Raw genomic sequence first — 17072 nt, 5'->3', positions numbered from 1 at the left:
AATCAATTTTTAACATCAAAATTTTATCAAAATGGCACATAATATCAATTTTAACGAGAAAACAGGAAAGCACAGTTTCTTTTCAGTACAGCAAAAAGCGTGGCACGGTTTGGGGCAAATCGTAGAGCAATACCCGACAAGCGAGGAAGCAATCAAACACGCAGGGTTAGATTACGAGGTCGTGAAATCCCCACTGTTTACCAAAGGTTCGGGCATTATCGAAACAGCCAACGGTATAGAAATAGGCAGTAGTGAATTGGAAGTACCTAACTATTTCGCCAACATACGCACCGATAACAATACAGTATTGGGCGTGGTGGGTAAAGATTACCATATCGTACAAAATCGTGAAGCCTTTAATTTCTTTGATGCTATCGTAGGCGGTGGCGAGGGTATTCTATACGAAACCGCAGGGGCATTGGGCAACGGAGAACGCATTTTTATCACAGCAAAATTGCCCGACTATATCCGTGTAGGTAATGGAGATGATGTAACGGAAAAATACATTTTCCTTACCACTTCGCACGATGGTAGCGGAAGTATTACGGCAGCGTTTACGCCTATCCGTATCGTTTGCCAAAACACCTTAAACGCTTCATTGCGGAATATGACCAATGTAGTCCGTATCAAGCACACTTCGGGTGCAAAACAGCGTATTGAGAACGCCCACAAGATTATGGGGCTTGCCAACACTTTGAGCAACCAATTAGAGGGCATTTTCAACGAGTGGACGAAAGTCAAAGTAACAGACCGTGAGGTTAGAAAGTTAATCCAATTGGCACTTTGCCCGAACAAGGAAACGCTTGACCTTATCAAAAAAGGTGCGGAAGATGAAATTTCCACCGTATTTAAAAACGTGGTTGATAACGCTTTTACCTATGCGATGATAAGCGACACGCAGAAAATGGACACGACCAAAGGCACATTGTTCGGTGCTTACAATGCGGTTACAGGCTACTATCAGAATGTAAGGAACTACAAAGACGATGAAGCCAAGTTGCAGAGTATTGTATTGGGTGGAACTGCCCAACTCAAATCGCAAAAAGCATTTGAATTGTGTACCGCCTTTGCTTTGGACGGTGCGGAAATCCTAAACCTTAATTAAGTAACCACAGGCTACCGCCTTAATCGGTGGTAGCCTACTAAAAACAAAAATTATGAAAGCGACAACAATAGAGGAAGCAAAAAGTCTGGCGAGAGCCAAGAGCCTTGAAAAGAAGCACAAGGACGAGAGCATATTCATTATTTACTGCAATCGTACAGAGCATTTCTATATAGATACTGACGGCTTAATACGCCTTTGGGAAAAGTCATTCGGCTACTATGTAAATGGAGTTTACACGGCATAAAAATCAAAATCTTAACAGCAATGTATATAACAGACTTAAACGGTTGTGAAATTGAAATCACTGACCTTAAAGAGGCTATCAAAATAGCTAAGCGGAATACCGGATATAACCACGAGGACAAAAGTTTCTCCGAGTTCGACAAACGGCAAAAAGCCTATTGGACGGATATATCCGAGAAACTGACAGCAATCAAAAAACAAGTAACAACAATTAAAATTTTAGAACGATGAACACAAGTTTTTTCAATCAGATACAGCAGTTGGATTTTACAGGAGTATTGCAACTGAACATTTCTAAGGGAGCAGAGAATAACCTTATCGTATCGGTTATTCTCAACAATGAGCAATGCGGAGATAGTGCAAAAAATGGCATTCCCCCATTGACATTTAATGCCACGCCCCAAGAGTTTGACGAGGGATTTTTTGAGCAGATAAAAGCACCTATCAAAACCGTTTCGGGCGTAATGGTGGATATGGAAAAATTCCTAAAACAAATGGAAGAAGTCAAAAAGCAATCGGCAATGGAGAAAGAGAAAGCCGAGAAAGCCAAAAAGGAAAAAGAAGCCAAAGACAAGAAGTTTAAAGATGGTATGGCAAAAGTGGACGAACTCGAAAAAGAGGGTAAGTTCCGTGAAGCGTGGATTAAAGTTCCCGATATAACCGAGTTTCCCGAAAAAGCGGACGAGATACGCAAACGCAAAACATCATTGTCGGACAAGTTTGCGACACCGAGCCTTTTCGGTGCAATGGAAGAAGCGACACCCAAACCGCCACAGGTAGCGGAAGTTACTGCCGATTATCCCATTGATGAAACAGGCGAAGACGAGGAAGAAACAGAGTATTAACCATTAAAACGAAACATTATGTTATTAGCAACGCAATTACAACGAGTTTTTATACTCAAAGATAAAGGACAGGATATAAGACTGACCGACCCCGAACCACGTTGGAGCGTGGAAGCTGTAATGAATTTTTACGCCAATATGTACCCGATTTTGACAACTGCAAAGGTATCAGCACCGAAGATTAAGGACGATGCAGTCGAGTACAGATTTGAAAGCGTAATGGGAACAAAAGGATAATTTAAAACCGTAAAGCAATGAACTATGCAACGCAACAAAATATCGGGAACAATCAATATACCCGAACAGCAAAGGCAACAGAAGTTGCACCGACAGTTGGGCGAGTTCGCACAATGGATGCAAAGACCAAAAGACGCAGACCAAGTACAGAAAGACAAACGGAAATCCGTACCGATAGCAATGCTACCAATGGTTTTTTAAAATGTACGTTTCTGCCTAAACTGAAAACCGCAAAATCTGTACAGGCTTGTAAGAAATCGGAAAGGGATTTTTATCAATCCCTTTCCAAACTTGCCGAGCATTACAGCATTGAGCCAATACCAACCCGACAGGATTACGGCTATCCCTACAATATGGCATTGGCTATGTGGGATATGGATACCCAAATGAAACGAAGCCTTAGAAATTGGGACGGTTTTAAATTGATACAGGACAGTAAGAAAACCTTTTTAACGAGTGAGGAAAGATACGACACAGGTACAACGCTGTTTTACATTCCCATTGTTCCACTCTTTGAAATGTTGCACGACAAACAGCGGAAGCACACCGCACATTTACTGACTTCGGTTTGCAGTTATCTGTACCATATTGCCCAAATACCGTATTACAGACAGGAAGACAGCTATTTGTATTGGCTGTATGAAACGCACAAAGATTGGGTAGAATATGACGATGAAACAGAAGATACCGAAAGTTATAAAAGTGCATTGAGAAAAGCGGAAACCGTAGGCGACAGGATTGAGCAGAAGTTATACAACCGTATCAATCTAACGATATTTGAACAGCGTTTAAGCCGTTTTAAAAGCCGTGATACGTTCGACAAAGAATGTTGGAACGTGGCTTGTAATGCCTTTGCTCTTTACACGGAATACCCGACAGCAAGTATTTTCCGAAACGCACCAATGCCCGAACAAGACCCCTATAACGATGATTGCGAAAACGAAGTTATCGGAATGGAAAAGTATATTTCTTTTATCGCAGACACCAAAGGTTGGTTGTATGAAAGCGTTAAAGACAGTATCAACAACGAGTTTAACGAGTACGGAGTAATGGAAGAACCGACCATTAACAAAGTCTTTGACGGAAGTAAAATATCGGTTGGAAACCTTGATTTTGAGAACCGACTGTTTGAACTATTGGACGACCTTTCATACCTATTGAATAACTATAAAATCACAGAATAATGAACAATGCAACCGACATAACAGCAAATTTCGGAACGCTTTATTTTCCTAAATCAGCATTGGTTTTTTACGAAACCAACAGCACGGAGAAAGAAACCTATGTAGAGCATTTCGATATGGATAAGGACGGCAACCCTATCAATGCCCACCCATTGACCGTAAAAGAAGCAAATGTTTTGGCAAAGTGTTTACAGACCGATGAAGAAAAGAACACCGCCTTTTTAAAGTCAAAAGGAATTTTGCCTACCAATGTTCTGCATATCAATCCGAGCCTTGATAAAGGCACTGTGCTATGGTACACCAAAGCACAGCAAAGGCAACTGTATTTTGTGGACGGTTTGGACATTCCCAACGGAATAGCACAAGTACCTGCAATGCTTTGGTTAGCGAGTAAAAGCAGTCTGACTGTATTTGCTTTGGCAAACGACAGAAGACCCAGCGAGAAAACACCTTTGCATTACGCCCCATTTTTCAACATCTACGAAAAAGGTAACGTATGTATGGGAACGGTAAGCATTGACATTAAAAATTCGGCTTCGGTTGAAGAATTTATACAGGCTTGGGAGCATTATTTTTTCAATTCCTATTTCAGTCATTCATTGTGCAGTAATCTGACCAAAAAGAACATCGTAACCCTTTGGAAAGACCTTGTTAATACAAACAAACCCTTTCCGAAAGAAGCATTAAAAAAGAACAGTAAAACCCTTAAAAATCTATTGTGATGAATAACGAGAAAACAAAAATACATTTCACAGATAACTATCTGTTAAACCCAACCAACCCGATTACGGTAAACCTTATCGGTGCAGGTGGCACAGGCTCAAAAGTGCTGACCGCTTTGTTAGAAATAAACGAAAGTTTGACGGCTTTGGGACACGCAGGATTGTCCGTAAGGTTATGGGATGATGATATTATCACGACTGCCAATTTAGGCAGACAGCGTTTTTTTGAAAGCGAAACAGGATTGTACAAATCTGTTGCTTTAATCAACCGTGTAAACCGTTGTATCGGCACGAATTGGAAAGCCGAGAACCGAAAATTTGAAAAGGATAATTTCGGACAGATACCCGAAGAAGCACAGGCAACCATTACCATTACTTGCGTAGATAATGTACAGGCAAGGTTTGGTGTTGCTGAAATTCTGAATGTATTGGGCAACCGCAGAAATTGCCGAGATACCCCAAAATATTGGTTGGATTTTGGCAATAGCCAACACACAGGGCAAGTATTGCTATCTACCATCGGAGAGATAAAACAGCCTAATTCCGAAAAATATGAAACAGTGGCAAGCCTGCCATTTGTTACCGAAGAATTTGGCGACTTGCTGAAGCAGTCCGAAGAACAGGACGACACGCCAAGTTGCTCACTTGCCGAAGCATTGCAAAAACAGGATTTGTTTATCAATGGCTCATTGGCTCAAATGGGTTGTTCCATACTTTGGGACTTGTTTCGCTATGGAATGACGGAAAACAGAGGGTTTTTCCACAATCTGAAAGACTACCGAACGCAACCGATAAAGGTTGCGTAAAGCCCGAAAATCGGGCGGCGAAAAGACACTTCCTTCCGTTGGTCGGAACTGTCCTTTCGCATTTAAAACGGTGCAACCACTTTCCTAAAATGCACCCATTCACGCAATTCCTTTTCCTCTACATTTTACCAAACAGGTTGCGATAGTATTTGCGTGGGATATTCGTTATCCCATTTGTTGTTTTTGGAATTGACTTCTTTTCTTTTCACACAGCGACCAAAGAAAGAAGCAAAAGAACGTCGCTTAGTTAGCGTTAGCTTTTATCTTGATGATTGTTGAAGGCATTTTTTATTTCAGTAAATTTACAGATAACATTAGTCTGAATTTTACCATAGATAATTTTGGATATTATAACAAATAGTAGCAAGCAAACAGAAATGAGTGAAGCAATACAACTTCTTAAAGACCCGGAACAAAAACCTGATGAGGTTTTATTAAAGCGTATCCTTAATAAAGATATTTTTGAAATCATCCAAAATGTTGGCAAAACCTTTATCTTAATGGATATTGATTTTCAATGGAGATATTATAATGATGGGAAAGCTTGGTTAGGAAAAGCTATTTACAAAAGCAAAACTGTAGTCTGGATTTCTGTTTGGGATGATTTCATAAAAGCAAGCTTCTATTTCTCAGCAAAAACTCGTCAGGGTGTATTGTCTATGGATTTAAACGAAGAACTAAAAACTACATTTAGCAGTACTACACCCGTTGGGAAACTGATACCATTAATTTTGGATATAAAAGACGAAAAAGCATTACAGAACTTCATTCAAATTATTGGCTATAAGAAGTCCTTATAACTTCTTTTCTTTCCACATAAGCGACCAAAGAAGCAAAAGAACGCTGCTTGGTTGTCTTTGTTTTATACCTTGACAATCGTTTAAGGCAGTTTTAATTATGTAAATTTGTTGTTATACTCAGAAGCAAAATAATGAATACTAGAATCGAAATTAAAATAATACTTTCTTTATTAATTGCTGTAATGCTTTTTCATTTGAGTTTCATTCTAAAAATAATTCCGTACGAGGTCACTTGGGGAGGAAGGTTGAAAAATGATGCTGAAATGTATGTTTTCGAAATGATTTCTATGTTAATCAACCTCTTCCTATTTTTAGTTTTATTAATCAAGGGTGAGTATGTTAAAGAAGTCATACCATTGAAAATAGTCAACTTAATATTATGGTTTTTTGTGATACTTTTTGGCTTGAATACTATTGGGAATATTATAGCAGAAACAAATTTTGAGAAATTTTTTGCTCTATTAACTTTGACTTTTACAATATTGATTTGGAAGGTTTTAAGAAAAGATAAAAAGCCGACCCGCAATAATTTATAAGTGAAATTTAAAAAATAATTTATACTAACAGTAATTACCAACGTTAAACTACCAACAGCCTCCTAATACCAGGCAGCTGTCATAAAACTAAATTACATTCCAAAGTGATTAGAATAACATCGGATATTTCAAACCATTTAGCACGTAAACCTAAATTGCTTTTCATTATAGATAGTTTTGGAGCCCTGCTTACGGCGTTTCTATTGTTTGCAGTATTAAGAAACTTTAATGAATACTTTGGATTATCCAAAGAAATATTGACTTTGCTCTCGGCAATTGCTATATGCTTTTGTGTTTATTCAGCTGGATGTTTTCTTTTCTTAAAAGCACATTGGACTGCGTTCATAAGGGGTATTAGTATAGCCAATTTACTTTACTGCATTTTCACGATAGGAATTTTGATAATTTATTATCCACGACTTACTGTCATAGGAATAATATACTTTTTAGTGGAAATAGCAATTATTTGTGGACTTGTGTGTATTGAACTTAACACTGCAAAGGTCATAGAAAAAGAACATTGGTAGGATATTTGAAGATGTACAATGCTTTAAAAATGAGTTAGGTTATTAATCCGTATGAAACCAGATAAATTTTAGTCTCATTATTTATTGCTAAAATATCTTTGAGCAATATTTGCTACACCCACACTAAAATACCTTTTTCCATTGGAAACCGTTTCTATTGCTCTTTTAAAATCGTCCGCATCACTACCGATAAGCAGATAACTTTCAAAACCAACTCCCAAAAGAGTTTTTACCGTTTCATCTGTATCAATATCACTATGGGCAATCAGTTTGATATTTGAATATTTCGACTTTAATTCCCGAAGCTGTGCCAGCACATTCCTGTCGTAAAAATCAAGGTCAATAATACAAACATTGGGAAGTTCCTGCAATGCTGACAATTGCGATAATCCGTCCTCAATATTCTCTGAACGGAATAAAATATCAGTTCCCGAAGCAACAAGGTCGTTGCAGATTACATCTATAATCGGGCTTTTATCACTGATAAATGCTGTGGTTATTTTGTTGTCCTGTTTCATAATATATTTTGTTATTTATCCTTTTTACTTTCCATATAATTAGCTCCAATATTCCTTACACCGTGTGATATAAGCCAGTTGTAAAAAGACTGCATATCATCGGGTGCAGAATGGATGATGGTTCCGTTTTTCAGAGAAATAGAAAAAAAGTTGGAAATGAACCCAAAAGCCGACAATTCGGAAGCTGGAAATTCTAAGGCGGGGTAGGTGTTGTTTACAGTGTTCATAATATCCGTTTTATTAGCGGAGCCTACGAACAAAAAAAGAGGCGTAGGCAACCACACTTACCGATACTAAGGCACTGGTACGCCCAAACCCCGAATAAGCGAGCGCCCACGCCATAACGTGAGCGTTCTTACTTATTGTCTCGGGGTTACAAAAATTACCAGTTTTTAGTACCAAGACCTAAAGCAAAAACACTTTAAGTATTTTCTATATTTTCAAATACAAAGATACTAAACTCGTTCCTATGTGAAAGCATACAGGAGTAAAAAAGGTTACAGTCAGCCTGTTTTATTGGAAATGTAGTTCTGCTCCAGTATTTCGAGTAGATCCGTTTCCTTATAGATAATCTTGCCTCCTATCTGTATGTAAGGCAGAATATTATCGTCACGATATTGCTGTAAAGTCCGTTTGCTGATATGCAGCAATCCGCACACATCTTCGCCCGACAAGTAGATTTCTCCGTTCATTACAGGACGGTAGTTCTTCAGTATTTCTTCAATACGGTATCTTAACCGTGTTATCATTTCCTGATGGGCTATGATTTCTTCGGCTTCATTCGTCAATAAATCCATTGTCATTTGTATTGTACGGCTGTCCGGCATCGAGTAAAGCCTGTACATCCGAGAGTTTGTAATAATTTTTGCGGTTCAGTTTGGAGTAAGGCAGTAAGCCCTTGTCCTTGTAGGTTTGTAAAGTCCGTTTGGTAATTTTCATGATTAGGCACACTTCCTGGTTGTCGAGCCATTGCTCTTCTTTGAAAATCGAGGTATATTTTTGAGTAGCATTTTCGGTCAGCTCCAAAAGCCCCTTTATATCATTCTTCATTCCGTCTAATGCGGATTTTTGTACTGCAATAACTTCCATAGTTTGCATTATTTTTCTGTGAAAGTCGAATTTATAAAGGCTTTTTGCAGGGTTGCCAAAGGTTGCACCCGTTGGCTTTGAGAGGCAGTATTTGGCTGGACAAGAGCAGTTATTTGATGGTTTTAATAGATCAATAATTAGCTGTCACATTTCATTTTTTACCAAATGGTAAATATGCCAAAGGATATTATTTTTAACTTGCACCTATGGAAGAACTGATTGAATATATTCTGCAATTTGGAAATCTCAACCAGCAGCAAATTGACCTTGTAATAAGTAAGGGACAAATCCTGCAATTAAAAAAGGAGGATTATTTTTCTGAGGCAGGGAAAATTCCAAAGCAGGTTGGGTTTATAATAGAAGGAGTTATTCGTGGCTGTTATTACAATAATAAAGGCGAAGAAATTACCCGTTGCTTCATCAGCGAAAACAGCCTCGTATGTGATTATGTCAACTTCGAGGCGAATGTTTCATCTTCCGAGTACTTGCAAGCCGTTACTGATTGTAGCCTTATTGTATTTTCAAAAAAGAATTGGGAAGAACTATCCCATATTATCGTGGGTTGGGACAATATTAAAAATAAAATGGTGCAGCTGTGCATGTATCAAAAGTCAAGAAAAGGCCCCGTAATTTCGCAGGACGCTACCACAAGATATCTTGAATTTTTGGAAAATTATCCTTCATTGACCAACCGTGTTCCATTATCATACATCGCCTCCTATTTAGGGGTAACACAACAATCTCTTAGCAGAATACGGAAAAACATCCGCTGATGCACTTTTTACCATTTGGTAAATGATGCCACTGTCTAATACTTCAATTTTGTATTGAAAATTTTAAAATTACAAAATATGAAAACAGTATTAATTACAGGAGGAAACAAAGGCATCGGTTTTGAAACTGCCAGACAACTTTTGGAGAAGGGATTTTTCGTATTCATTGGAAGCCGTAATATCGAGAACGGGTTACAGGCAGTTCAGAAACTGAATGTAGAAGGATTTTCAAATGTAGAGGCCGTAGAACTGGATGTTGCTGACCTTGCATCGGTTCGAACCGCAAGGGAGCAGATAGGCAACTCGGTTTCCGCTTTGGACGTGCTCATCAATAATGCAGGCATCAACGGAGGAAGCGATCCTTACACCGTACTGGAAGCCACAAGTGACCAATACCTGAATGCATTTAAAACAAACTTGGTAGGTACAGCGAATGTTACACAAGCTTTTATAGATCTGCTCAAAAAATCCTCAGAGCCAAGAATAGTCAACTTGAGTACCAGCGTTGGCTCTCTTTCGTTACAAAGTAATCCGGAATGGCCTGCATATAGCTATGCTAAATATGGCGTTTACGCAATATCAAAAGCGGCTTTGAATATGTACACCATCCAATTAGCCTATGAGTTGCGTGATACAAATTTTAAGGTAAATGCCGTTTGTCCGGGACTTACAAAAACCGATTTTACATTCTTTAATGGTGGCGAAGTCAGTGTTGCTGCTAATAGAGTAATAAAATACGTCCTGATTGATAATGATGGCCCGACCGGTAAATTTTTTAGTGAAGAAACCAATCCGGCAACAGGAGAAATTCCTTGGTAATACAGTTTTCAATTAATTAAAGGGTTGGTGAAACATGAACCAACCCTTTTTGTTATAAAATTATAGCTTTAAGTAAACATTTACGTGTCAGTTTTTATCTTGGTAATTCAGTTTGTGCTCTTTGTACTTCATTATCTTTTTTTTCACGAGAATAAACCCATAACGACAATAACCCGAATATAATCAGTGCATAAGCAACCCATTTACCAATTTTCTCAACAAGTTTGATGAAAACTGAACTCTCATAAGATCAAAAGCCTTCTGCTCCCATAGGGCTGCGCCTATAAAACTTCCGCCGATTAATCCAATAGCGAAGTCCCAAGCCTGCAACCAAAAATATTATACCGATAACCAATGATGCAACCATAACAAATCACTTAAAATCCATCTTATAAATTTACAAAAATTCAGCTTCGATCACTCCAAAAAAGAAATCCTGCTTTGTGGCAGGACTTCTTTTTGCTACTATTCTAGTCGCTACTATTAAATTGAAAGCTCAACTGCTTTTCGTTTCCAAAACTGTCCGAAATCCAAACCTCAAAGGACTGTGATACGGTAGAAGCGGAAGTATAATACAACCTGAACTGCTCTGTGGGCAATTGGTAAAGGTTGTTGGGCAGGTACGGTGGTTCATCATAATACTGCAAAGTGCCTTGTCCGTCAAACTGGAAGTAACGGAGGAAATACTGCGTGTTGCTGTAATTTCCTGTTCGCTGTATGGTAATGCGTATCTCAACGGTCTGCCCATTAGCAACGTCTTTGGGAACAGGCATCACTTTTACCTCAAAGGGGAAATCGTTTTGTATTTCGAGTTCATCATCTTTGCTACAAGATACCAGCGAAACTGAAGCTGTGAGGATTGCCAAGAGTACATATACAGGCAGTAACACCATTCTGAATTTATTGAATATTGCTATCATTGTTTTAAATTTTAAAAATTAAACCTTATTCCCACGCCTGCGGACGGTCGGAACTGTCGCAAATCTGTACCCCATAACACTTTTGTACGCCCTTGCAGGACTAATACAAATCGGTCTGACAGATAGGTTTCAAAGGTCAGCCGACCACCAGCACCATAAACGAAATTGTTCTCGCTTACTATTTTCGCTCCGTCATACAACTTCGCTTCGCCACGGTTGATGCTTTCGTAGCCGACTACGCCTGTTATTCCTGCGTTGAGTGTAATGTTCTTACGGCTATCACCTAATAAGAAGAAACTGTAACCACCCTCTGCCGTAAATGTTTCCTGCGGTATGCGAACGTCTTTATAATCGTGGTATTGGTGCGTATATTCCAACGCCCAAAGTTGATAATTGCCGTTCTTACCGTTCACGGTCATTGCTACATTGATATAATAGTCATTGCCGATTTTGTCATCGGACAAAATACCTGCACTCACTTCTACGCCTTTCTGTTTGGGTAGCATTCTTTGTGCCTGTGTTACTGCGATGGCCATAAAGAGTAGCATCACGGTATAGATATACTTTTTCATATTATCTGCTTTAAAAGGTTATTGAAATTTCAGGTGCATATCGTTAATCAAACGGGCTTTGATTAAGTCGGAATTTTCTACCTGAAGCGTTTGATGTCTGCCGCCATTCTTCTCGAAAATCTCAATCAGCAGTACCTTGTCATCGGCAATGGTAAATTGGTCAAGCAGGAACACATTTTGTTCAGTTGTTTTTCCGCTAATGCCGTCCAGTGGTTTGTAAGTGCGTAGCGGTATCATTGGGCGTTCCTGTACTACGGTGCGTTTGGCTACTTTCTTATCTAACACCTTGAAATTCACAAAATCAATTTGGAAAGGCACATTGGTACGGTTTCTCAATTCCGTATGGAAATAGTATTTGCCGTTGTGGATGTAAATGCCTTTCAGAATGAACTGTATTCCGAAACTCTTAGCCCCGATATGCTTTACAATATGCTTGTCCTTTTTGTAAATGGTTTCCAAAAGCAAGCCTGCCAATGATGGCGAATTGTTGCCCAATTCTTCAAAAAGCACATCGTTTCCGTTGGCTTTATCCACTGCTTTTTGCATTGTCAGTAAATCATAACTTAATGCCTCCGGGTAAGAGCTATAATAGACATTGAAGCTGTAAAAACGTCCGTCATTGGTAATCACAGAAAAGTTCGTTTCCGGCTCAAAATCCCTTACGGTTGCCTTTACACGCAATACGTTTTCCGCATCTTCCGCCTTTCCTGCAATCAGGTATTCACTTCCCAAATCCACGTACCGAATAGCGGTCGGGAATATCAAATGCGAAGTTTTATCGTAGGTAACTTCCATACGGTACGGTTCTATCTTGCCCAATGCAAGCGGTGTTTTTGCATTTGCAATATCCTGTGCAAAAGAGGTTACGGCAAAGCCGATAGTAAGGGCAAATGCCCAAAAGGTTTTAAAAAGATTTTTCATTGTTTTTAATATTTATTTTTAATGGTAATGAAGCTTGTTCCGTTGCACGGAACAGGTTTCATTATTTTATTTATTTGAGTTCAACATTATTTTTTGGAAACGAGGAAGACCTGATGACCTGCCTTTAGGGTAACTTTTGGCGTTCGTACTTTCTTGGCGAAATAGCCCGAAATACCCTGTACCACGCCACGGCTTAAATCGGCAGCTACCTGTTGTCCGGCATTCTGGGTGAGCATTACACTTGTTCCACCTGTCTGGCTCATATTGCCTGCCATTTCGGTAAGAGCATTCATTTCGGGCGAATACGGAACGTACAAGCCTTGCTGTCCGTCCAAGTCGTAAATCGTAATATCAACCGGGATGATGTTGCCCTCTAATTCGATAGAGGTAATCTTTAGCTGTAATCGCCCGCCTTGAAACTTGGCATTAGCCGTTACAATCGTTCCTTGCGGAATGGTGCGGATTGGCGTTTTGGCAGGTTCCAATAATCGTAATCTTACGTCCGTTTCGCCGACAACCGTTTGTGCATCGTGTACACAGGCTTTGATACTGTTTTTCGGTAGTACCACTTGCTCGGTAGCACCAGCGGTATAAAAACCTCTGTTTCGGGTTTCACTCCAATTAGCCAAAAAATCACTGTCTGTCGGTTCACGATATAAGGCGGATACGGTGTTTTTTCTTGCCGAAGTGAACGCCACAAAATGTTCTTTTTGATTAGCACCCGAAGCTCCTGAAGCTGTACCACTATTGGTAGGAGTGGCTTCTGCGGTGTTCGTAGTGCCTTGTGGAAGATACTTTGCTGCCATCTGATAGGATTTTTCCATTAGGGCAAGCTGGTCATCAACGGTTGTAGGCTTAGGTATATCCCGTTCAGCCAATTGTTCTTTGAGTTCGTCCAACTGTCTGCGGAGTTCCATTGTTTCCGAATTGTCGTCCTGATAGAAATTACCCAATGTGCTTTGCATATTGCGGTAACTGCTCAATGCAGGATTACCGCTTCTTGCCGAATTTCTGCCACCACCATAGCCGTAGTTTTCCTCTTCTTCGGGAAGCTCATCTATGGGTTCATCTTTGTCTTCGGTATTCCAATAGTCCGAAAGTGTTGCAAGTGCATTGCGTTTTTCCTGCTCTTTGCGTTCGAGCATTTCCAGCTCGTAAGCCTTGCCTTTGTCGGCAGGCATTCCTGCTCCGGTAGCTTGTGGTACTGCATCGTTCAATCCGATGTTCTCGATTTCCTTTTTGTCTGCGGACGGTTTAAATATGAGGTACATACAACCAACGAAGACAATTCCCATCAAGCCAAATATGAGCGGCTTTTTGAGTTTTTCGGCTTTGTTCTGTGTGCCGTCTTGCAGCACATCGGTGGTTTCGTTCGGGCTACCTTCCGTTACCCGAACAACCGACTTTTTGTTCTCATTTTCTTTCATAAATCTGATTTTTTAAAATTGTTGATACTGTGTCCCGCAAGGCTGCCGGACTTTCACGTTTTTTGAGGACAGGGTTTTCGATATGCTCAATGACTATATCATCGGATTTTCCGGCATCATACCATACTTTGAGAACAACCCCTGCGGTAAGCAGCAGGTAGCCCACAAAAAAGTACAGCGTGTATTGGTGCTGTTTCCTTACGGGCAATGCCCGCCAACGGTCATCCAGCTTGTCAAAATACCTGTCCATATTTTTCCTTAATTTTTTCATACTATTACTGTTTGAGGTTATTACATTCTGAACCCTCTTTTGCGGGGAGCAAGCTGTTCTTTAAGCTTTTCGCTTACCTGGGCAATGGCTTCTTTCCTTGTCGGAAGCGAACTTGTTGAGAGGTCTGTCAATTTCGATTGCTTCAGTAATTGCCCGTACCGGTCTGTTCTTTCAATATTCATTTTCTGTACATCAAAAAGACCGTCTTCATACTTTACCCACATATTGCATTCAACCTTTGGCTTATCGTCACCATTCCATTGCAGGTAAGTTTTCAGCATCAGGATGTTGGGCAGCATCGGTTTATCCATTCCGCTTTTACAAGCCTCCAAAAACCTGCTGATGCTGTCTTTGATTTTGTCGGCATAGGCTGCCTCCGTTTGGAAATAACCATCGTACCCTTTATCGGTCAGGGTTTTTGCGAATGTGTCTAAATCAAGTGATTGTTTCATATCCCTTATTTTTTAGCGTTCGATGACTTCTATATCCCGGTTTTCTACCACCGAAAACTTTTCGATGTTAAAGCCCTGGGGATTGTTGTCGGAGCGAACGGAGTTTACGAGATAGCAGGAAGTAATCAGGTTGCGTCTGGTTACGTTGCTCGACCGGATAATGAACTGTTTGGCATAGGTTCGCACGGCATACGGATAGGTATCGAAGTTGCAGACAACACTATCTACTTCTATGCGTTGCTGTACGTTTCCCGAAATAATCCTGCTGTAATAGCCCTTTTCCGATAAGTCTTTGTAATAATCAAAAGCCGATTTATCGGCAAGGTTGAATGCCCTGCTCATATTGCTTTCGATAGCGTTCTTGTCGGGAGCAAGCGTAAAAAAGAGTTCGTGAAAACGTCTGACGTGTTCCCTTGCTTCCACAGGTCGGTTGATACTTGCATCCTGCGATAAGGCAAGCATCAGTGATTTGCCATTATCCAGTACATAGATTTTCTGGCGTTGCTCGTCTGCAAAGCGGTAGGACTGCCATACGGCATATCCTACCACGCCAATGCAGAGAATGGCAAACACAATGGCATACAAACGTATCTGCCTAAAGCTGTTTTCTATATTTCTTAGCGTTTTAAATTCCATTTTTAAATGATTTGATTGTTTTTATTTTCCCATTAATTTCCCACCGATATTACCTGCCGCCGAGCCTGCACCAGCTCCGGCAATGTTTCCGGTTTTCATTGCAGCCTGGTTTACGTTGCGGGTAAAGTTTCCTGCACCTCCGGCTTGGATTACCCATCCTGTTACGGTCGGTATCGTGAAGTATCCGATGATGCCGATAATCATAAAGATGATATACACCGTATTACTCGTATCAGGTATATAGGTCGGGTCTGCCAGCATTGCTATATCCCTTTCCAATATGAGGGATTGTATTCTTGCCAGCATAGAACTGAACAAATCCGAAACGGGAAGCCACAGGTAAACGCTGACGTACCTTGTGAGCCATTGCGTGAGCGTGGACTGAAAGCCGTCCCACACGGAAATAGCAAAAGCTATTGGTCCGAGGATGGAGAGGACTATCAGGAAAAATGTTCGTATGGTATCAATGACCAAAGCCGCCGCCTGAAAAAGTATCTCCAGCAGATTGCGGAACCAATCCTTTATGGCTTTTTCTATCTTGTAGGCTTGCCTGTCCATATACATTCCCGCCATCGTGCCAATGTCGGAGGGCGACCAGCCCAATTCGTCCAGCTTTTTATCAAACTCTTCGTCCGATACCATATAAGCTGTTTCCGGATTTCTGACCATTGCCTCGTATTCCAATTGGTCTTTCTGTTGCTGCAACTGGTTCATGTCGAGCACCTGGTCTTCGAGTATCTGATGGGTTCCTGTAACCACCGGGCTTAGTACCGCATTGATGGTTCCCAATACGATAGTGGGAAAAAACATAATGCAAAGCCCCAAAGCGAACGGACGCAACAATGGGAACATATCAATAGGTTCGGCACGGCTTAACGCCTGCCAAACCTTTAATGCCACATAGAACAAAGCCCCTAATCCCGCCAAACCTTTAGCCACTGCTGCCATATCGCCTGCAAGCGGCATCATATCGTCGTAAAGCGAACGCAGGAGTTCGTGAAGATTATCCCATTCCATTTTTACCAGTATTTTTGGTTAGCAGTTCCATAGAGTTCAAGCACTCTTTGGGCATCGTTTTTCTTTTTCGCTCTCAGGTAGCTTACAGAAATATTCTTATTGGTGTAGTAGCGAACAAGGCTGTGGTAGTCCTTAACTTCTTTATACACACGGTCAATAATATCCATACGCTCTTTGTCGTTCAGTGAAAGGCTTGATGCTGTTATAATCTGTTTGAGTTCTTTCAGCAGTTCGGTACTTTCATTCAGCAATGCCGAATATCCGTTACCAATGGCTACCAATTCCTGCGGCGAAAAATTGGGGTCATTCATCATCTTGCCGAAATTCTGCACATACATTTCGGACACATCGCCTACCAGCAAAACAGTTTGCTGCACCTTACGGGCATCTTTCACAAGGTTGTTGATTGCTTTGAGCTTGTCGTAATATTCTTTGCCCTGTTCGTACACTTTCTTCACTTCGTTGAAGTTCTTGACTACATTACTCACGGTGGAAGAAGTCTGTACGATTTCATTCGCAGAGTTGAGAATACCTGAAGCCAGATTTGCAGGGTCGGTTACTACAAATTGAGCTTTCGCACTTGGGGCAACGGCAAGCATTAGTGCCGTAAACGCCATTAAAAACATTTTTTTCATTGTCTTGAAATTTTTGA

At 40.5% G+C, this 17072-nt stretch carries 24 protein-coding genes; 11 read left to right on the top strand and 13 right to left on the bottom strand.

All coding sequences use genetic code 11. From position 1 onward, the window contains the following. The first annotated feature begins 31 nt into the window (after positions 1 to 31). The 9 genes from ACYVBM_RS10510 to ACYVBM_RS10470 all read left to right on the top strand — a co-directional run bounded on the left by ACYVBM_RS10510 (position 32) and on the right by ACYVBM_RS10470 (position 6478). Positions 32 to 1105: a DUF932 domain-containing protein gene (locus ACYVBM_RS10510; RefSeq protein ID WP_254306830.1), complete on the top strand. Its 1074-nt coding sequence runs from the start codon at positions 32 to 34 to the stop codon at positions 1103 to 1105. A gap of 52 nt (positions 1106 to 1157) precedes the next feature. Next, positions 1158 to 1349 carry a hypothetical protein gene (locus tag ACYVBM_RS10505; protein ID WP_460685608.1) on the top strand — a complete coding sequence of 64 codons (192 nt, stop codon included), beginning with the start codon at positions 1158 to 1160 and terminating at the stop codon, positions 1347 to 1349. Between the two features lie 226 nt (positions 1350 to 1575). Continuing rightward, positions 1576 to 2193, top strand: a complete 618-nt coding sequence (locus ACYVBM_RS10500; protein ID WP_460685607.1) for a PRTRC system protein E — start codon at positions 1576 to 1578, stop codon at positions 2191 to 2193. A gap of 18 nt (positions 2194 to 2211) precedes the next feature. Then, entirely contained in the window at positions 2212 to 2430 is a 219-nt protein-coding gene (locus tag ACYVBM_RS10495) for a PRTRC system protein C (RefSeq protein WP_460685606.1), read from the top strand. Positions 2431 to 2447: 17 nt separating this feature from the next. Beyond that, positions 2448 to 3614: a hypothetical protein gene (locus tag ACYVBM_RS10490; RefSeq protein ID WP_460685605.1), complete on the top strand. Its 1167-nt coding sequence runs from the start codon at positions 2448 to 2450 to the stop codon at positions 3612 to 3614. Then, positions 3614 to 4336, top strand: a complete 723-nt coding sequence (locus ACYVBM_RS10485; RefSeq protein WP_460685604.1) for a PRTRC system protein B — start codon at positions 3614 to 3616, stop codon at positions 4334 to 4336. Before ACYVBM_RS10490 ends, ACYVBM_RS10485 begins: the two co-directional genes overlap by 1 nt. After that, on the top strand, positions 4336 to 5142 hold the full coding sequence (locus ACYVBM_RS10480) for a PRTRC system ThiF family protein (protein WP_460685603.1): 807 nt from the start codon (positions 4336 to 4338) through the stop codon (positions 5140 to 5142). Before ACYVBM_RS10485 ends, ACYVBM_RS10480 begins: the two co-directional genes overlap by 1 nt. Before the next feature lie 377 nt (positions 5143 to 5519). Beyond that, complete coding sequence (locus tag ACYVBM_RS10475; RefSeq protein ID WP_460685602.1) at positions 5520 to 5942, top strand: DUF3788 family protein; 423 nt, start codon at positions 5520 to 5522, stop codon at positions 5940 to 5942. Positions 5943 to 6073: 131 nt separating this feature from the next. Beyond that, positions 6074 to 6478 carry a hypothetical protein gene (locus tag ACYVBM_RS10470; RefSeq protein ID WP_460685601.1) on the top strand — a complete coding sequence of 135 codons (405 nt, stop codon included), beginning with the start codon at positions 6074 to 6076 and terminating at the stop codon, positions 6476 to 6478. A 604-nt stretch (positions 6479 to 7082) separates the two neighbouring features. Here the strand turns inward: ACYVBM_RS10470 and ACYVBM_RS10465 are convergent. The 4 genes from ACYVBM_RS10465 to ACYVBM_RS10450 all read right to left on the bottom strand — a co-directional run bounded on the left by ACYVBM_RS10465 (position 7083) and on the right by ACYVBM_RS10450 (position 8612). Then, the gene (locus ACYVBM_RS10465; RefSeq protein ID WP_460685600.1) at positions 7083 to 7523 is read right to left on the bottom strand and encodes a response regulator; all 441 of its coding nucleotides are present in this window, start codon (positions 7521 to 7523) and stop codon (positions 7083 to 7085) included. Between the two features lie 11 nt (positions 7524 to 7534). Then, complete coding sequence (locus ACYVBM_RS10460) at positions 7535 to 7750, bottom strand: hypothetical protein (protein WP_460685599.1); 216 nt, start codon at positions 7748 to 7750, stop codon at positions 7535 to 7537. A gap of 276 nt (positions 7751 to 8026) precedes the next feature. Beyond that, positions 8027 to 8320: a helix-turn-helix domain-containing protein gene (locus tag ACYVBM_RS10455; RefSeq protein WP_460685598.1), complete on the bottom strand. Its 294-nt coding sequence runs from the start codon at positions 8318 to 8320 to the stop codon at positions 8027 to 8029. Further along, positions 8301 to 8612: a helix-turn-helix domain-containing protein gene (locus ACYVBM_RS10450; protein WP_460685597.1), complete on the bottom strand. Its 312-nt coding sequence runs from the start codon at positions 8610 to 8612 to the stop codon at positions 8301 to 8303. Before ACYVBM_RS10450 ends, ACYVBM_RS10455 begins: the two co-directional genes overlap by 20 nt. Positions 8613 to 8818: 206 nt before the next feature. On the opposite strand from ACYVBM_RS10450, the gene ACYVBM_RS10445 reads away from it, so the two are divergent. Then, positions 8819 to 9385, top strand: a complete 567-nt coding sequence (locus tag ACYVBM_RS10445; RefSeq protein WP_460685596.1) for a Crp/Fnr family transcriptional regulator — start codon at positions 8819 to 8821, stop codon at positions 9383 to 9385. Positions 9386 to 9463: 78 nt separating this feature from the next. Further along, complete coding sequence (locus ACYVBM_RS10440) at positions 9464 to 10204, top strand: SDR family NAD(P)-dependent oxidoreductase (protein WP_460685595.1); 741 nt, start codon at positions 9464 to 9466, stop codon at positions 10202 to 10204. Positions 10205 to 10674: 470 nt separating this feature from the next. Here the strand turns inward: ACYVBM_RS10440 and ACYVBM_RS10435 are convergent, their stop codons facing one another. From ACYVBM_RS10435 to ACYVBM_RS10395, 9 genes are all read right to left on the bottom strand, one after another. Further along, positions 10675 to 11124 (bottom strand): DUF3872 domain-containing protein, encoded by a 450-nt coding sequence (locus ACYVBM_RS10435; RefSeq protein ID WP_460685594.1) that lies wholly within the window; start codon positions 11122 to 11124, stop codon positions 10675 to 10677. Positions 11125 to 11135: 11 nt separating this feature from the next. Beyond that, positions 11136 to 11696, bottom strand: a complete 561-nt coding sequence (locus tag ACYVBM_RS10430) for a conjugal transfer protein TraO (RefSeq protein WP_460685593.1) — start codon at positions 11694 to 11696, stop codon at positions 11136 to 11138. 18 nt (positions 11697 to 11714) lie between these two features. Continuing rightward, a complete protein-coding gene (traN, locus tag ACYVBM_RS10425; RefSeq protein WP_460685592.1) occupies positions 11715 to 12617 on the bottom strand; it encodes a conjugative transposon protein TraN in 903 nt (300 codons plus the stop codon). 86 nt (positions 12618 to 12703) lie between these two features. Beyond that, the gene (gene traM, locus ACYVBM_RS10420; RefSeq protein WP_460685591.1) at positions 12704 to 14044 is read right to left on the bottom strand and encodes a conjugative transposon protein TraM; all 1341 of its coding nucleotides are present in this window, start codon (positions 14042 to 14044) and stop codon (positions 12704 to 12706) included. After that, positions 14031 to 14315 carry a hypothetical protein gene (locus ACYVBM_RS10415; protein WP_460685590.1) on the bottom strand — a complete coding sequence of 95 codons (285 nt, stop codon included), beginning with the start codon at positions 14313 to 14315 and terminating at the stop codon, positions 14031 to 14033. Before ACYVBM_RS10415 ends, traM begins: the two co-directional genes overlap by 14 nt. A gap of 20 nt (positions 14316 to 14335) precedes the next feature. Next, positions 14336 to 14767: a hypothetical protein gene (locus tag ACYVBM_RS10410; RefSeq protein ID WP_460685589.1), complete on the bottom strand. Its 432-nt coding sequence runs from the start codon at positions 14765 to 14767 to the stop codon at positions 14336 to 14338. Between the two features lie 12 nt (positions 14768 to 14779). Further along, entirely contained in the window at positions 14780 to 15403 is a 624-nt protein-coding gene (gene traK / locus ACYVBM_RS10405) for a conjugative transposon protein TraK (protein ID WP_460685588.1), read from the bottom strand. Between the two features lie 21 nt (positions 15404 to 15424). Continuing rightward, positions 15425 to 16420 (bottom strand): conjugative transposon protein TraJ, encoded by a 996-nt coding sequence (gene traJ / locus ACYVBM_RS10400; RefSeq protein WP_460685587.1) that lies wholly within the window; start codon positions 16418 to 16420, stop codon positions 15425 to 15427. Between the two features lie 2 nt (positions 16421 to 16422). Further along, positions 16423 to 17055 (bottom strand): DUF4141 domain-containing protein, encoded by a 633-nt coding sequence (locus ACYVBM_RS10395; protein ID WP_254306856.1) that lies wholly within the window; start codon positions 17053 to 17055, stop codon positions 16423 to 16425. Between the last annotated feature and the right edge of the window lie 17 nt (positions 17056 to 17072).

It is taken from the genome of Niabella aquatica (assembly GCF_054779315.1).
The sequence above is the reverse complement of the archived record's forward strand: the minus strand, read 5'-3'. Positions and strand labels throughout refer to the sequence as shown.

Excerpts from the sequence above, each read along its gene's own strand:
- ACYVBM_RS10410 (WP_460685589.1), bottom strand. The coding sequence starts at position 14,767 with ATGAAACAATCACTTGATTTAGACACATTCGCAAAAACCCTGACCGAT.
- ACYVBM_RS10455 (WP_460685598.1), bottom strand. The coding sequence starts at position 8,320 with ATGGATTTATTGACGAATGAAGCCGAAGAAATCATAGCCCATCAGGAA.
- ACYVBM_RS10480 (WP_460685603.1), top strand. The coding sequence starts at position 4,336 with ATGAATAACGAGAAAACAAAAATACATTTCACAGATAACTATCTGTTA.
- ACYVBM_RS10430 (WP_460685593.1), bottom strand. The coding sequence starts at position 11,696 with ATGAAAAAGTATATCTATACCGTGATGCTACTCTTTATGGCCATCGCA.
- traN (WP_460685592.1), bottom strand. The coding sequence starts at position 12,617 with ATGAAAAATCTTTTTAAAACCTTTTGGGCATTTGCCCTTACTATCGGC.
- ACYVBM_RS10495 (WP_460685606.1), top strand. The coding sequence starts at position 2,212 with ATGTTATTAGCAACGCAATTACAACGAGTTTTTATACTCAAAGATAAA.
- traK (WP_460685588.1), bottom strand. The coding sequence starts at position 15,403 with ATGGAATTTAAAACGCTAAGAAATATAGAAAACAGCTTTAGGCAGATA.
- ACYVBM_RS10415 (WP_460685590.1), bottom strand. The coding sequence starts at position 14,315 with ATGAAAAAATTAAGGAAAAATATGGACAGGTATTTTGACAAGCTGGAT.
- ACYVBM_RS10460 (WP_460685599.1), bottom strand. The coding sequence starts at position 7,750 with ATGAACACTGTAAACAACACCTACCCCGCCTTAGAATTTCCAGCTTCC.
- ACYVBM_RS10485 (WP_460685604.1), top strand. The coding sequence starts at position 3,614 with ATGAACAATGCAACCGACATAACAGCAAATTTCGGAACGCTTTATTTT.
- ACYVBM_RS10500 (WP_460685607.1), top strand. The coding sequence starts at position 1,576 with ATGAACACAAGTTTTTTCAATCAGATACAGCAGTTGGATTTTACAGGA.
- traJ (WP_460685587.1), bottom strand. The coding sequence starts at position 16,420 with ATGGAATGGGATAATCTTCACGAACTCCTGCGTTCGCTTTACGACGAT.
- ACYVBM_RS10395 (WP_254306856.1), bottom strand. The coding sequence starts at position 17,055 with ATGAAAAAAATGTTTTTAATGGCGTTTACGGCACTAATGCTTGCCGTT.
- ACYVBM_RS10505 (WP_460685608.1), top strand. The coding sequence starts at position 1,158 with ATGAAAGCGACAACAATAGAGGAAGCAAAAAGTCTGGCGAGAGCCAAG.
- ACYVBM_RS10445 (WP_460685596.1), top strand. The coding sequence starts at position 8,819 with ATGGAAGAACTGATTGAATATATTCTGCAATTTGGAAATCTCAACCAG.
- ACYVBM_RS10470 (WP_460685601.1), top strand. The coding sequence starts at position 6,074 with ATGAATACTAGAATCGAAATTAAAATAATACTTTCTTTATTAATTGCT.
- ACYVBM_RS10450 (WP_460685597.1), bottom strand. The coding sequence starts at position 8,612 with ATGGAAGTTATTGCAGTACAAAAATCCGCATTAGACGGAATGAAGAAT.
- ACYVBM_RS10440 (WP_460685595.1), top strand. The coding sequence starts at position 9,464 with ATGAAAACAGTATTAATTACAGGAGGAAACAAAGGCATCGGTTTTGAA.
- ACYVBM_RS10475 (WP_460685602.1), top strand. The coding sequence starts at position 5,520 with ATGAGTGAAGCAATACAACTTCTTAAAGACCCGGAACAAAAACCTGAT.
- traM (WP_460685591.1), bottom strand. The coding sequence starts at position 14,044 with ATGAAAGAAAATGAGAACAAAAAGTCGGTTGTTCGGGTAACGGAAGGT.
- ACYVBM_RS10490 (WP_460685605.1), top strand. The coding sequence starts at position 2,448 with ATGAACTATGCAACGCAACAAAATATCGGGAACAATCAATATACCCGA.
- ACYVBM_RS10435 (WP_460685594.1), bottom strand. The coding sequence starts at position 11,124 with ATGATAGCAATATTCAATAAATTCAGAATGGTGTTACTGCCTGTATAT.
- ACYVBM_RS10510 (WP_254306830.1), top strand. The coding sequence starts at position 32 with ATGGCACATAATATCAATTTTAACGAGAAAACAGGAAAGCACAGTTTC.
- ACYVBM_RS10465 (WP_460685600.1), bottom strand. The coding sequence starts at position 7,523 with ATGAAACAGGACAACAAAATAACCACAGCATTTATCAGTGATAAAAGC.